We start from the raw sequence: 11,260 nt of genomic DNA on the forward strand, positions 1-11,260 counted from the left end.
ATGGCATCGATTGGTTAGCCGTGTTGCGAGTGATGCAAAATGGCCTCTCCCGAAAAGCCCGTCATCGATTTCAGCTAGGCGAAATCGGATCTGATCAAGACCATCATTGGCGATTGGCCCATTGCCAACGCTTATCTCCCGGTGCCGCGTCTGTTCGATGAGGAAAGCGAGACCGAGGGCTCTGCCTAACCGCACAAATCCAGGTAGTCGCACAAAAGCGCCAATAACGCCCTCGTCCGTCGCGTACAACTGCCCTCAGTCGTTTCAGCGTGTCGCGTGACAGTGGCCACCCGCGACAACGAACGTGCTGGACGACAACGGACTGCGGCTGACGTTGATCTACTGATGACTCAAACCTGCGCCAATTATCGCCCAAGAAGTGACTTGGCGAACTCCTCGATGATTGGGCAAATCTCTGTCATCTTGTCGGACACGCCCTAAGAATTGCCGGCGTCCACGTAGGCCATAGTCGTTTCAAATCCATAGAGGGATTGCAGTTCGATCAGCCGGTCGTAACCGACGCTATGAATTTCCTTTTCAGCCAACCATGTTTTGGATGCCTGAACCATCGCAGGGTATTTCGGTGGATCGAAGTCAGCCTTAGTCGCATTGTCCCAATTGCAGTTATTGTTATCGATCGCGGCGAGCAATTTGATTTGTTCCGCAACGGCTTCTGAGGGCCGTCCCGGGCGAAGCATGCTCCAGTTTCCGGCATCGATGTAAAGCTGCTCACAGGCGCTCTCAGGCATGCCTAACCCGGTTTCCTGCCCTTGCTCAAATGAACCTAGTTTCTTGCCGACCTGATCGAACGCGAGGGATTGAAGCCGCCGAGCTTCATCCAGATAGAAACGGTCATTGTCGCAAACTCGGTTGCTGAGGATACGCCCAGCGATTATGTATTTCGCCATCTTGCCTGTCATGGGCTGATCGGCATACGCACCCGCGGCAAAGGTCGTGAGCGCTAGGGCGCAGACTACGGCGCGGGTGTGGATCATGGTCTGTGCCCCTGAATTCTCAGCATATAGCACCGCGCCGGCCGGAGAATGCAACACGGGCCGGCTATGATTCCTCGGGAAATCCTGCAGGGAAGCGGCATTCGGATGCCGCAAGTGACGGCAAACGCGGCACGCCCATTAACCACCTTCCAGGATAGAGCGGACCCCAAACGGCACGTTGGGGGTTTAAGTTGCATGGAAAATCACCAGCACCGATTCTACTGTCATATTGAACGCGACGGATCGTGGGGAGTTTGGGATTGCGTCGCCAATAGGCCGGCAAGGTTGGGCGGTGGCGACCTTCTCGGGTGCACTGCCCAAAGGGCTCAAGCTGCGGAACACGTCCTGACGAGAATTTACGACGGCGGACTTGATGCCGTCGCTATCCGCATTGCGGGAATTGTCAGTTCTGCAGGTTCGGCCTGATCGATCTCGCGTTGGCCGCCTATCACGAATTGTCGGTTTCGTACTAAGCAGAGTTCTGTACGATTCCAACCCTTTAACTTTGAACGTCCATGTTTTGTAATTTGCCGGCTGAGGGGACGCCGTGCATCGAATCGCATTTCAGTGTCAATCGCGCGCCACAAGGCGTATCTTCATTGAATCGTCTGCACGTTTTTACGGGCGCGGACGGCAGGGAGATTGGAAAGCTCTTGCCCCAAGTGGGATTGAGCTATGACCAATCTAGTGAATGATTCCTATAAAAACGAATTGCTGCGTCGGCTCAACTCCGATGACCTAGCGCTTTTGCAACCGCATCTTGAGCGATGTGCTCTAAATCTGAGAATGAATCTGGAGACGGCCGATTCTAATATCGAGACGGTCTATTTCCCGGAGGACGGCATTGCTTCCGTGGTGGCCACAGCGTCAGGAAAAGAAACAGAGGTTGGGCTCGTCGGCTTTGAGGGAATGACCGGTGGCGCGCTCGTGATGGGCGCTGACTATGCGGCGCATCAATGTTACGTACAATCGCCCGGTAGCGCTTACCGCATCGGAGCTGAGCCCTTCAAGGAGGCTCTTGCGAACAGCCCGACGCTGCGCCTCTTCCTCTTGCGCTATGTCCACTATTTCCACATCCAGACCAGCTATACGGCCCTGAGCAACGCACGATCGAACCTTGAAGAACGTTTGGCGCGATGGCTTTTGATGTGTGATGATCGGGTCCACGGCGAACGCCTTGCGATCACTCATGAGTTCCTGTCAATTATGCTCGGAGCAAGGCGCCCAGGAGTCACGGTTGGGTTGCAGGTGCTGGAAGGGCGGGGTCTCATTTATTCCCGACGGGGCGAAGTGGATATCCGAGACCGCAATGGTCTTAAAGCATCTGCAAATGGCACCTATGGGCAGCCGGAGGCACACTATGTTCGGCTGCTTGGAGAATGATGCTATAGGTCGTTATCTAATGGTCGCTCGGGCGACGCTACTTTTCCGTATCGCCTCGAATATCACTTCGGATACGCTCCAGACCTCTTCATATATCTCGTCGGGCTTGATTCCACCATCTCGTGCGGCGTCCATCATCTGGTCCGCAAGGTCGCTGGCCGCGATTGGGTCGCCGGTTGTGGTAACCGGCAGATGGCCCGCGATCCAATCGTCGATGAACATGCAGCCGCGAGCGCTCATTCGGCCACACCAGGATCATAGTGGACGATGGCATCGAGGATAGTGCGATAGAGGCTGTCCACCTCCTCGTCTATTTCTTCCCGTTTGATCCCCAAGGACCTGGCGTCGGCTATTAGCTTATGCGTGAGTTCATCAACGGCGATCACGTCGGCCTTGGTCGTCTCCGGAACGTTGTTCGTCATCCATCGATGGAGAAAGTTGATTCCGCGCGCGCTCATCTCGGCACAAGAGTCGGCGCGATATTAGGTTCCGCTAATTCTAGATAATTCTTGATGGTTGGCTCTGCCCGCTGTGAGACATGCGGGACTTGCCCCAAGTCATTTGACGAACGGCCAAAGCACAAGCCTCTGCTCGTTTTGGTGGAGCAGACTTTTGATGCCGAACGTTGTGGGCAGAACGGAGACTGCGGCCTCTCCGGGAGCCCTCAACCTGACATCCAAGATGCCAATAGCAGGGCGGCCAAGGATGACGCCAGAGCAGCGGCTGCAAGAAGCACCCCGGCGCTCTGCCAACCCGGCGGCGGCTGGTGTACCACCCTGTTGGGCGGCTGATTATCATTCATGGGCGGCAAAATTAAGCTCCTGGCGCTGGCACATGAAATAGAGAACCCGCCAACCACTGTAGCGGCTCGCGGGTCCTTTCAGCACAGGAAGAGACCTAGCTGTGCCGATTTCACGACTGAAACAACAATCATTTTATCCAGGTGTTCCGGCTAGATCCGGATGTCGGACCATTGCGTCACTGGGGGAGACTTTGGTCCCATCGTTGTTGAGACCGAAGCCCATATAGGGAACGTTTGGCGCAGAGCTGTGTTTGAGTGGCCCGCGCACAGAACGGTCAATTGCTTACTCAACCGGACAAATGAAGATGATGAACCTTGAAGACGAGACGTCCCAAGCGCTCGTGGCGCGTCTGGCTGATCTCCAGGCAAAAATGCGGGCGGCACGCATAACTGAGGCAGAAATGAAAACCTTCCAAAAGGTTGCAGCCATCATGGAAGACGGTCGCGGCCAGATTGCGGGCGACGACCTGATCGCTGCATCCTTCCTCGCCGAACCTGAGGCCCTGAATGGGTAGCTGCTATCGGGTGGCGCCAAGCTTCTGACGACGGGGGCGGTGGCGAGGGACGATCAGGCGCGGTCGTCACCGCGGCTTCAATAATATCCGCTCCTATTGCTGCGCCCGTGTCGGCTGGATGATCACCGCCGAAGTGGAGTTGTTGATAAGAAAATTGGCCGTCAGCCAAAAGCCGATAGCCATAAAAAACAGGACCGCGAAGGCGATGAACAAAACTCGCATGCGGCGGAATATACCACGCCAAAAATGATAAAGCCCGCCGGCCGGAGCCAGCGGGCTTTCCAAAACTGTAATTCGCTTGATTAGGTCCCGGAAGAAACCACAGATGAGCTGGGCGAAGCCGTTACCGACGACAGCCGCTCACGTTTCGTGAAAACGGGCTTCTGATAGGTCTTCTTCATCGACATTCCCCTTTGTCAATCCGCAATGTGCCACTCTTTGCCTTCGACCGGGCAGCGTGTCAATCGCTCGACAAAAAAGCCCGCCACCTCTCGGCAGCGGGCAAGGTCTGGAGTAACTGCATAGGTCAACGTGTGGCGGCGGGGTTGGTTGCGAGGCGCTACTCAGCCGTTGGGAACTAGCCCTGTGGAAACCGGGTATCACGCAGTTCTCAGTTTGAGACTGCATTAGGAATCACTCGGGTTGTGTTACTTAGGGTAACCAGAATCTCTGGTTGCATCAATAGTTTAGGTATGAAATCCGGCCAAATTGGGCCGAAAGGAAATCAGCCCAACCTCCCTCTCGTTGTTGAGAAAGAGCGAGAAATCGACGGCGTTATTATGGGCGTTCTTTCAGATGGGACGCCATACCTCAATCAACGCGGGCTAGCGGCTCTTTGTGATGTGCAGAACGCGCACATCGGCACAATCAGCAGTCAGTGGAACGACGTCGATCAAAAGCCCCGCATTCAGCGGATAAAGGCGATCCTTGAAAAAGTTGGCAAAGTCCCGGCAACTGCCCATATCGAGGTGACGCACCGGGGCGTGATCCATTACTGCTACCCGGCTGATGTCAGCCTTGCGATCATGGAATATTACGCCATCGATGCCGGGGTGAACGTCTCGGAAAAAGCCCGCGACAACTACCGCATTCTCGCGGGCTCCCGCCTTCGCGATATGATCTACAGCCAAGTTGGCTACGATCCGCGCCGGGGCAAGGACGTTTTTGCGAAATGGCATGAACGGCTGGCTTTGAACTACCAGTCAGCGCCGAAGGGGCATTTCCACGTCTTCAATGAGGCTCACACGGGGGAGCTGTAACTGAGTAGTGCTATGCCTCAAGCGATTGCCCTGGCGCGACCTTCAAAGCGATGAGCGAACGTACGGCTTTCGTCACCCGCCCCGCAGCACGCGCCAGATGTCGTGCCAATAGGCGGTAACAAGGGAGGCCAGGGCCGCCGCCGCCATGCCGGTAACGCCCAAAGCGCCGAGCCCCATCAGCTTCCACCGGGTCACCTCGGCAGTGACCGCTTTAACGCCCGTCATGTCGTCGTTGAGCGTGCTTACAGCGGTTTCCGTGGCCGCAACGCGGTCGACCAGTTCGTCGGTTTTGGCATACATCTTCGACCGGCTGGCGGCAGCGCGCTGTTCGGATTGCTCGTAGCTCAGGGCGACACGGGAATCGCTGTCCTTGATATCGCGTCGGATCTCCGTGATATCCCGCTGCATGTTCTGCGTGGCCTCCAAGAGCCCGCCGATCATCATTTCCAGGCTCTTGTTCGCCGAAGTGTTCGCCTGCTAGTTCAGTTCGGCCCGGCGCACGGCGCTGGCCTTGGTGTGGCGGTCGCACTCGGCGGCCGTGTAGAGCTTGACGGCGCACCCCGGCGCCATCGTGCGGTCGATCTTGTTCTGATCCTCGAAGGTCTTGCCCTTGGCCTCGGCGAGGCTGCTACCTATCGCCGCCCGGAGGGCTGGAACACCGCTCACGCCGGAAGTCCCACAACCCGCCAGCAGAATTGCAGTTGTCAAAATTCCGGCTGGCATCAATGCCTTTGCGGATCGCATCCTGATTGTCCTTCTCGATCTTGGCGCGGACCTCGTCGGCGCCCCAGTGCTTTATTAGTTCGTAGCCGCCCCACACCGCGCCCGAAGCGACGGCGATGGTCGCGGCTATCGCGATGACGTCGGCGAGTGTTCTGTTGATGCCGAGGACACTGGCGATAATCGCTATGATGGACCCAATCAGCCGCCCACCTCCGCTTTGATCTGACGCACCGCAGAGACGATCTGGGAGCGAAGCAGGAGCAGGACCAGCAGGAACACCAGCAGGACAACGCCGCCCGCGAGAACCGCCTGCCAGTCCATTCCGGCGAGCCAGCCGAGACCGATGGCGCCGGAGCCGAAGAGGCCGGTCAGCCAGGAAAGGAACCCAGATTTCTCCATGACTTTCTGTTCGACCTTTTCAGGAACAACAGGTTTGTCGACCGGCACCTTCACCTCGACAGTCACTGGGGGCGGTGTGTCGGGCAAAGCTGACAGCTTCAGCGCTTCGGCGCGCACCGACTTGACGCGGTCGGACCAGCCACGGCCGAAAGTTTTCCATGTCGGGAGACGCTTCAGGAAGCCTAGGCGCTTGTCGCACAGTGCGTCGATAACAACGCCGGCCGGCTTGGCCTTTACAGCAGCAATTGTAGCTGGACCGATGCGACCGTCCTGCCTGACGCCCACAACCGCCTGAAGGTACTGGCAGCCCGAGCCGGCCCAGAGTTGACGGCAAAATCAAAGACGGCGTAGTCGACACCGCCGGGAAGCTGGGCACCAGCCGTCGCATCCCAGTAGAACCGCCGGTATACTGTCGATACTTGGGCATCAGTGATCTTGCGCAGATCGGCCTTGGTAGCATCGGCTTTCACATAGCGGCGGAAGTTGGCGAGCGTGACGCCTTTCATGGTGGCGCCGCCGGGGTCAGCCGGATTGTCTGACCAGAGGCCTTCAGATTTCAGAACGAGCGCAAGCGCCCGCGCAAAGTTGCGGTCCATGGCTAGTACCTTTCTGCCGTGATGGGCAGTCATTGAGTTTGGCAATGAAGGTGGGAGGGCTGAAAATCAGCCGGTTGAGGAGATCAGCGGTCTAAGCGCTCGCATTCATCAAGTAGGCCACCAAGCTCCAGGCAGAGATCGACGCGGCCGAGGCTGTTGGCGTTGTCATTAATCCCCATGCGGCGGTTGTAGGATGTCACGGTGTCTTTCAGTTGAGAAACACGACCGGCCTTATGACCGCTCGAATAAGCGAAACCAGCGATGCAAACACTTGCGGCGATTGCAAGCGCGGCAGTCTTGGCGTTCATTGATATTTTCGCCTCTCGAATCAACTTGGGGAGAATTCGTCCATGGAAGACAGTTTGACTGAAATAGCGGCGCGGCTCCAGATGCTCTGGAAGGCTTGGGCTCCCGCAATCGGCCTTGGCGTTGCCGCAGCCATCGGCATGATTTGGACCGTTTATTTGCCGATAGTTGGGCTTCGCCATCTGCTCGGGTACAACTAGCGGGGACTCGGCCCCTGGGCCGCCAGGGCCGGTTGAATGCGCGCCGCTAGGCCGAGAGCCTACCAATGGCCAAGCCGCTGTTTAGCTTCGACAGTTGCAGGACGGCTTGGTCCCGGAGGCATAATGATCGTTCCGAAAAGATCGTATCGATCCATCCAGGGTTTACGGGCGATCGCCGCTTGGATGGTCGTCCTCGGGCACGCAGTCATAGAGGCAAACGCACTGTCCGGCCAGAATACCCTCATGCCCCTTCGCCCATACACTGACGTCATATGCCATTTTGGTGTCGATATCTTTTTCGCCATAAGTGGGGCGATAATGTATTTGATCACGCAGCGAAGACAGGATGCCGGACGGATAGCGGACGCTGGTCGTTTCACGCTCCGGCGCGTACTGCGCATACTTCCTTTGTTCTGGCTGTCCATGATTCTCACGCTCTGGACCGGGAGGGGCACGCCGCCACCTGACGTGTGGGCCTGGACGCGCCAGCTCTTCCTCATCGATTTCCCTTTGCCCCAGCCAGTCGGCTGGACGCTTGTATTCGAGATCAGGTTCTATGTGCTGGTTGCTGTCATCGTGATGATATTTCGAAACCGCAAGCTGGGTTTTGCCGCTCTGGCTGTCTTTCTTCTGCTGGTATCGCAGGTTTGGCCGACAGCCGAAACGATGACAAGCCCGATCATGTTGGAATTTGTGATGGGGATCGCTGTCGCGGCGGTATGCCAATCAGGGATCCGCTTGCCGGCGAGCTTGCTGCTCTTGGGCGCCGTGGGCTGGTTTCTCTATGCCTCTATTTGGTTATACCCCACCATGGAGATCAATGCGTTCCGCTGGTACGGCTTCGGTCCGCCTGCCGCGTTGTTACTTTGCGCGGCGATGATGCTGGAGCGCGATGGCAAGCTGAGGACGCCATCACTGGCGCTGGCTGCCGGAAACGCTAGCTACAGCACGTATCTCTGGCACCTGGGCCTGATAGGCGTATTGAGCTCGTTCTGGTCGCGTAGCCCCCTGGCGAGCGTTGTCTATCTTTTTGCGTTGCTTTTCCTGACGGCCGTCGTCAGCGCAGTGAGCTATCGCTTGATCGAGCGACCGCTTATCGTGCTTTCGAAACGCCGCGTAGAGAGCGGGGAACTCCATTAAGCCCTGAATTTTGGATTGCCCCAGCGGCTTCGATCTGGCTGAATGGGCGATTTAAAGAGTATGTGCGTTGACATCGCCCCAGCCTAAGACCGCACACCGAACAAAGCGGGCTCCCTTGCAAAGACTCTCGTCCTGGTAGGCCTGAAATTGGAAATCGATGTTCAGTGCGCACCCGCAAAGAGCGAGCCTATGAGACCGTCCGGACCGAGATCGTCAAGATCAAAACTGCTATGGAGGCTCATCACGGAATTCAATTGGAGCGACTACGTCATCGCCGCAATCCTAGTCGCGGCAAATTATGGTTTGATTTCTGCAGTCACCGGGGCTTGGCCAATCGAATACGGCTACATTCGGCTACTACTCGATTTCTAGCCGCGCAGATCAGCACGCCCTGCCATCTTATCGACAATCATGGCTTAGCTGATCAGGCCATTTCGCCCGGCAGTTGCGAGCAGCTGGATCTTGTGCAACTCTTTCAAACTGGGGGAGTGGGCACATGTATTGGCAAAGGGTGTTGTCTTTAGGGGCTTTGCTCCTCTTTTCTGCTTGCACATCCGACTACTTGAACAACTATGACTCGGTGACGCTCGCGGCCGGCGATGCGAACCACGCCAACATGCTTCTGCAGACCGTCGATCCTCTCAATCCAAACAGCAACAACACCCACATCGAGGGCGACGGCGCCCGCGCGGTGGCCGCCTTCAACGCGTATCGGCGCGTGGCGCCCGCTGGTGGTGCCGACTTGGACTGTGCAGGCGGCAAGGGAAACAATCCGGTTGTAGCCGGTCCTGTGAAAATCACTGGTGCTGACACCAACCGGCTGGATGGCGATCACGACGGCGTAGGCTGCGAGTAAATGGACAAATCCCGATACGACAATCGCTCAGACCAATGGCGCAAACGGCAAGGTGCACAGCGTCGGCGTGCCCGCCTAATAGCGGCCATCCCAAAGCGGCTGGTCTTCGTGACGGTTGCTGCGGCAGCCGCCTTCGTCGCGCAGTTCGCCGTGCAGCACAGCGAAAGTTCCCCTGACCTTCACGTTTCCAACTGGATCGGACGTACCCCGGAGCCGATCGCCGGCGTCGCCTCTGTCATCGATGGCGATACGATCGAGATTCATGGGCAACGCATCCGCTTCAATGGCATCGACGCCCCCGAGTCCGCCCAGCAATGCGACGACGCCAAGGGCGTTCGCTACCGGTGCGGGGCGAAGGCCGCTGCAGCACTGGACGGGTTCTTGGCCGCCTCGAGGCCGGTCACATGCACCTTTATCGCCTGGGACCGCTACAACCGCTTTGTGAGCGACTGCCGGCGTGCGGATGGCGCCAGTGTGGCCGCATGGATGGTCGAAAACGGCTATGCGCTCGACTGGCCCAAGTACAGCGGTGGCGCCTATGCAGCGCAGCAGGCGAAGGCCGAGGCGGCGAAGGTCGGCCTGTGGGTCGGACAGTTCCAACTGCCGTGGGAGTGGCGGGCCGGGTATGGAGACAACGCCAGGCCGGCAGTGAGCCAATCCCTAGGCATCGTCGGGCGCCAGGTCGCGCAGCTATTCCTGCCAGCCGCGGCGGAAATGCTCGCAGATCAGCTCGTGCGACGAGGCTCAATGGTATCTCAGTAACTGTCCGTGGGGTGGCAAACTGGACCGTGATGGCGACGGGCAGGCGTGTGAAACGCTCTGCTAGTGAGTGATTATCGGCTGTGAGGGTCGCGGACCGATTTGGGGGTGTGGGGGACTACAATGAGAATGGGTCGACGAGCCGCAGTTTCGGCTGCGGTAGCCTTGGCGCTGGCAACCGCCTCATGCACGACCTCGCAACAGACACTAGCCAAGAACCCGAGTGCCGTCAGCACTTCAGCCCTTTGTAGAACCTTATCCTCTACGAAGGATGCGAAGTTTCAGGACGATCTCTACGCTGAGCTCGTTCGGCGATCCGTGACTCTCGTCCAATGCGCCGACATGATCAGAAAGCAAAATCAGGCGATAGCTGCCGGTATCGCCATTGCAGCTGTGGGCGCAGCCGTTGCGGTATGCTCGAATAACGACTGTGGCGGGGGCGGATACGGCAGGCCGAATTATTACCAAGGCGCCGATTGGGACGAGTTCTACAACCAATATCGCCAGCTCGTTTGGGCTTGCCGCGATATCGCTACCGGCCAGTTCGTCGACTACAGCAATTGCTTCGGCAAAGCGCAGACAGATTGGCGCTGGCCCGCCAAGTACGCCTACTGAAACACACCAGCAGTCACGAGATTGGATGGCGGAATAGACTACTACATCTACGAGAACTGGACCCACGATCATGGCCGGATCCATCGAGCTGATTGCGGGTTTTGCAACGAGGGTTAAGGCACGCAAGGCTGGAACCGGAGATAGGAACGGCCGCTGGCACGGACCACTTGATCGGGAGGCGGCGTTCGCAAAAGCTGCCCAACTCGATCGCGCCGATATGCGCGCGTCCTCAATATGTGATCCCTAGACGGTCACTTGGACGGGGACCAACACTAATTCCATAGCGGCAAATCGGTCCAGTTCGCGGGGAAGCCCGCGTGACCGATCTTGATATTTGGCGCCACAGGGAATGCCGCCATATGTTCTCTCAGGCGATCCGCCCAGTTGGTCCGCGGGTTAATACGTTTGAGTAGCACCCTCATTATTGCCAATGCCGCATAAGGCCTGCGATTAGCTCCAGCCATCTGCAGCAAATGGTCCAGCTCGCGCATGCAGGATCGAATGCGGCGCATAGACCGCACCGTCGAGACGCATCTGACCGCTGTTTGGCGCAATCACACCGCTGAGAATCTTGACCAGCGTGGATTTGCCGGCGCCGTTTTCGCCGAGCACCGCATGGACTGGCGGCGACACACTCAACAGACTTCCTCAAAAACGCTCTCTTCCATCCCAAAATATGCAGTGAGAACGTTCTCTTTTTTCTCGAAATGCG

The 11,260-nt window shown here is 57.6% G+C and carries 18 protein-coding genes; 8 read left to right on the forward strand and 10 right to left on the reverse strand.

The window, feature by feature from the left end; all coding sequences use genetic code 11:
• Positions 1–437: 437 nt before the first annotated feature.
• Entirely contained in the window at positions 438–995 is a 558-nt protein-coding gene (locus tag NP503_RS00390) for a hypothetical protein (protein WP_127267020.1), read from the reverse strand.
• A gap of 675 nt (positions 996–1,670) precedes the next feature.
• Here NP503_RS00390 and NP503_RS00395 point away from each other — a divergent pair.
• Positions 1,671–2,378: a Crp/Fnr family transcriptional regulator gene (locus NP503_RS00395; RefSeq protein WP_127267019.1), complete on the forward strand. Its 708-nt coding sequence runs from the start codon at positions 1,671–1,673 to the stop codon at positions 2,376–2,378.
• A gap of 12 nt (positions 2,379–2,390) precedes the next feature.
• Here NP503_RS00395 and NP503_RS00400 read toward each other — a convergent pair whose 3' ends face one another.
• Both NP503_RS00400 and NP503_RS00405 read right to left on the reverse strand, forming a co-directional pair.
• Positions 2,391–2,600: a hypothetical protein gene (locus tag NP503_RS00400; RefSeq protein ID WP_236382658.1), complete on the reverse strand. Its 210-nt coding sequence runs from the start codon at positions 2,598–2,600 to the stop codon at positions 2,391–2,393.
• A gap of 14 nt (positions 2,601–2,614) precedes the next feature.
• Positions 2,615–2,836 (reverse strand): DUF768 domain-containing protein, encoded by a 222-nt coding sequence (locus NP503_RS00405; protein ID WP_127267017.1) that lies wholly within the window; start codon positions 2,834–2,836, stop codon positions 2,615–2,617.
• Between the two features lie 649 nt (positions 2,837–3,485).
• On the opposite strand from NP503_RS00405, the gene NP503_RS00410 reads away from it, so the two are divergent.
• Entirely contained in the window at positions 3,486–3,695 is a 210-nt protein-coding gene (locus NP503_RS00410; protein ID WP_164748682.1) for a hypothetical protein, read from the forward strand.
• A 93-nt stretch (positions 3,696–3,788) separates the two neighbouring features.
• Here NP503_RS00410 and NP503_RS00415 read toward each other — a convergent pair whose 3' ends face one another.
• Positions 3,789–3,980, reverse strand: coding sequence for a hypothetical protein (locus NP503_RS00415; protein WP_127267016.1), 192 nt, complete (start codon positions 3,978–3,980; stop codon positions 3,789–3,791).
• A gap of 407 nt (positions 3,981–4,387) precedes the next feature.
• On the opposite strand from NP503_RS00415, the gene NP503_RS00420 reads away from it, so the two are divergent.
• On the forward strand, positions 4,388–4,954 hold the full coding sequence (locus NP503_RS00420) for a hypothetical protein (RefSeq protein WP_127271259.1): 567 nt from the start codon (positions 4,388–4,390) through the stop codon (positions 4,952–4,954).
• Positions 4,955–5,026: 72 nt separating this feature from the next.
• On the opposite strand, the gene NP503_RS00425 is transcribed toward NP503_RS00420, so the two are convergent.
• From NP503_RS00425 to NP503_RS00440, 5 genes are all read right to left on the reverse strand, one after another.
• Entirely contained in the window at positions 5,027–5,398 is a 372-nt protein-coding gene (locus tag NP503_RS00425) for a DUF1515 family protein (protein ID WP_127271257.1), read from the reverse strand.
• Positions 5,399–5,431: 33 nt separating this feature from the next.
• Positions 5,432–5,620: a hypothetical protein gene (locus tag NP503_RS00430; protein WP_127271255.1), complete on the reverse strand. Its 189-nt coding sequence runs from the start codon at positions 5,618–5,620 to the stop codon at positions 5,432–5,434.
• Between the two features lie 255 nt (positions 5,621–5,875).
• The gene (locus tag NP503_RS33245; protein WP_329608522.1) at positions 5,876–6,361 is read right to left on the reverse strand and encodes a hypothetical protein; all 486 of its coding nucleotides are present in this window, start codon (positions 6,359–6,361) and stop codon (positions 5,876–5,878) included.
• Positions 6,310–6,672, reverse strand: coding sequence for a glycosyl hydrolase 108 family protein (locus NP503_RS33250; protein WP_306663780.1), 363 nt, complete (start codon positions 6,670–6,672; stop codon positions 6,310–6,312). The genes NP503_RS33245 and NP503_RS33250 overlap by 52 nt, the downstream gene beginning before the upstream one ends.
• Positions 6,673–6,755: 83 nt before the next feature.
• Positions 6,756–7,160 carry a hypothetical protein gene (locus NP503_RS00440; RefSeq protein WP_127271253.1) on the reverse strand — a complete coding sequence of 135 codons (405 nt, stop codon included), beginning with the start codon at positions 7,158–7,160 and terminating at the stop codon, positions 6,756–6,758.
• 141 nt (positions 7,161–7,301) lie between these two features.
• Between NP503_RS00440 and NP503_RS00445 the strand changes: the two genes are divergently transcribed.
• The 5 genes from NP503_RS00445 (at position 7,302) to NP503_RS00460 (ending at position 10,548) form a co-directional block, all read left to right on the forward strand.
• The gene (locus NP503_RS00445) at positions 7,302–8,318 is read left to right on the forward strand and encodes an acyltransferase (RefSeq protein ID WP_164748683.1); all 1,017 of its coding nucleotides are present in this window, start codon (positions 7,302–7,304) and stop codon (positions 8,316–8,318) included.
• Positions 8,319–8,814: 496 nt separating this feature from the next.
• Positions 8,815–9,174, forward strand: a complete 360-nt coding sequence (locus tag NP503_RS00450) for a calcium-binding protein (protein ID WP_127271250.1) — start codon at positions 8,815–8,817, stop codon at positions 9,172–9,174.
• Positions 9,175–9,936 (forward strand): thermonuclease family protein, encoded by a 762-nt coding sequence (locus NP503_RS00455; protein ID WP_127271248.1) that lies wholly within the window; start codon positions 9,175–9,177, stop codon positions 9,934–9,936.
• The gene (locus NP503_RS33360) at positions 9,899–10,000 is read left to right on the forward strand and encodes an excalibur calcium-binding domain-containing protein (protein WP_127271265.1); all 102 of its coding nucleotides are present in this window, start codon (positions 9,899–9,901) and stop codon (positions 9,998–10,000) included. Before NP503_RS00455 ends, NP503_RS33360 begins: the two co-directional genes overlap by 38 nt.
• A gap of 275 nt (positions 10,001–10,275) precedes the next feature.
• Complete coding sequence (locus NP503_RS00460; protein WP_127270097.1) at positions 10,276–10,548, forward strand: hypothetical protein; 273 nt, start codon at positions 10,276–10,278, stop codon at positions 10,546–10,548.
• Between the two features lie 450 nt (positions 10,549–10,998).
• Here NP503_RS00460 and NP503_RS33365 read toward each other — a convergent pair whose 3' ends face one another.
• Positions 10,999–11,181, reverse strand: a complete 183-nt coding sequence (locus NP503_RS33365) for an ATP-binding cassette domain-containing protein (protein WP_372958873.1) — start codon at positions 11,179–11,181, stop codon at positions 10,999–11,001.
• Positions 11,182–11,260: the final 79 nt, after the last annotated feature.

It is taken from the genome of Mesorhizobium sp. SEMIA396, assembly GCF_024518615.1.
Lineage (GTDB): Bacteria > Pseudomonadota > Alphaproteobacteria > Rhizobiales > Rhizobiaceae > Mesorhizobium.

Coding starts and splice junctions, on each gene's coding strand:
- NP503_RS00390 (WP_127267020.1), bottom strand. CDS start 995: ATGATCCACACCCGCGCCGTAGTCTGCGCCCTAGCGCTCACGACCTTT.
- NP503_RS00395 (WP_127267019.1), top strand. CDS start 1,671: ATGACCAATCTAGTGAATGATTCCTATAAAAACGAATTGCTGCGTCGG.
- NP503_RS00400 (WP_236382658.1), bottom strand. CDS start 2,600: ATGTTCATCGACGATTGGATCGCGGGCCATCTGCCGGTTACCACAACC.
- NP503_RS00405 (WP_127267017.1), bottom strand. CDS start 2,836: ATGAGCGCGCGCGGAATCAACTTTCTCCATCGATGGATGACGAACAAC.
- NP503_RS00410 (WP_164748682.1), top strand. CDS start 3,486: ATGATGAACCTTGAAGACGAGACGTCCCAAGCGCTCGTGGCGCGTCTG.
- NP503_RS00420 (WP_127271259.1), top strand. CDS start 4,388: ATGAAATCCGGCCAAATTGGGCCGAAAGGAAATCAGCCCAACCTCCCT.
- NP503_RS00425 (WP_127271257.1), bottom strand. CDS start 5,398: ATGATGATCGGCGGGCTCTTGGAGGCCACGCAGAACATGCAGCGGGAT.
- NP503_RS33250 (WP_306663780.1), bottom strand. CDS start 6,672: ATGGACCGCAACTTTGCGCGGGCGCTTGCGCTCGTTCTGAAATCTGAA.
- NP503_RS00440 (WP_127271253.1), bottom strand. CDS start 7,160: ATGGCGAAGCCCAACTATCGGCAAATAAACGGTCCAAATCATGCCGAT.
- NP503_RS00445 (WP_164748683.1), top strand. CDS start 7,302: ATGATCGTTCCGAAAAGATCGTATCGATCCATCCAGGGTTTACGGGCG.
- NP503_RS00450 (WP_127271250.1), top strand. CDS start 8,815: ATGTATTGGCAAAGGGTGTTGTCTTTAGGGGCTTTGCTCCTCTTTTCT.
- NP503_RS00455 (WP_127271248.1), top strand. CDS start 9,175: ATGGACAAATCCCGATACGACAATCGCTCAGACCAATGGCGCAAACGG.
- NP503_RS00460 (WP_127270097.1), top strand. CDS start 10,276: ATGATCAGAAAGCAAAATCAGGCGATAGCTGCCGGTATCGCCATTGCA.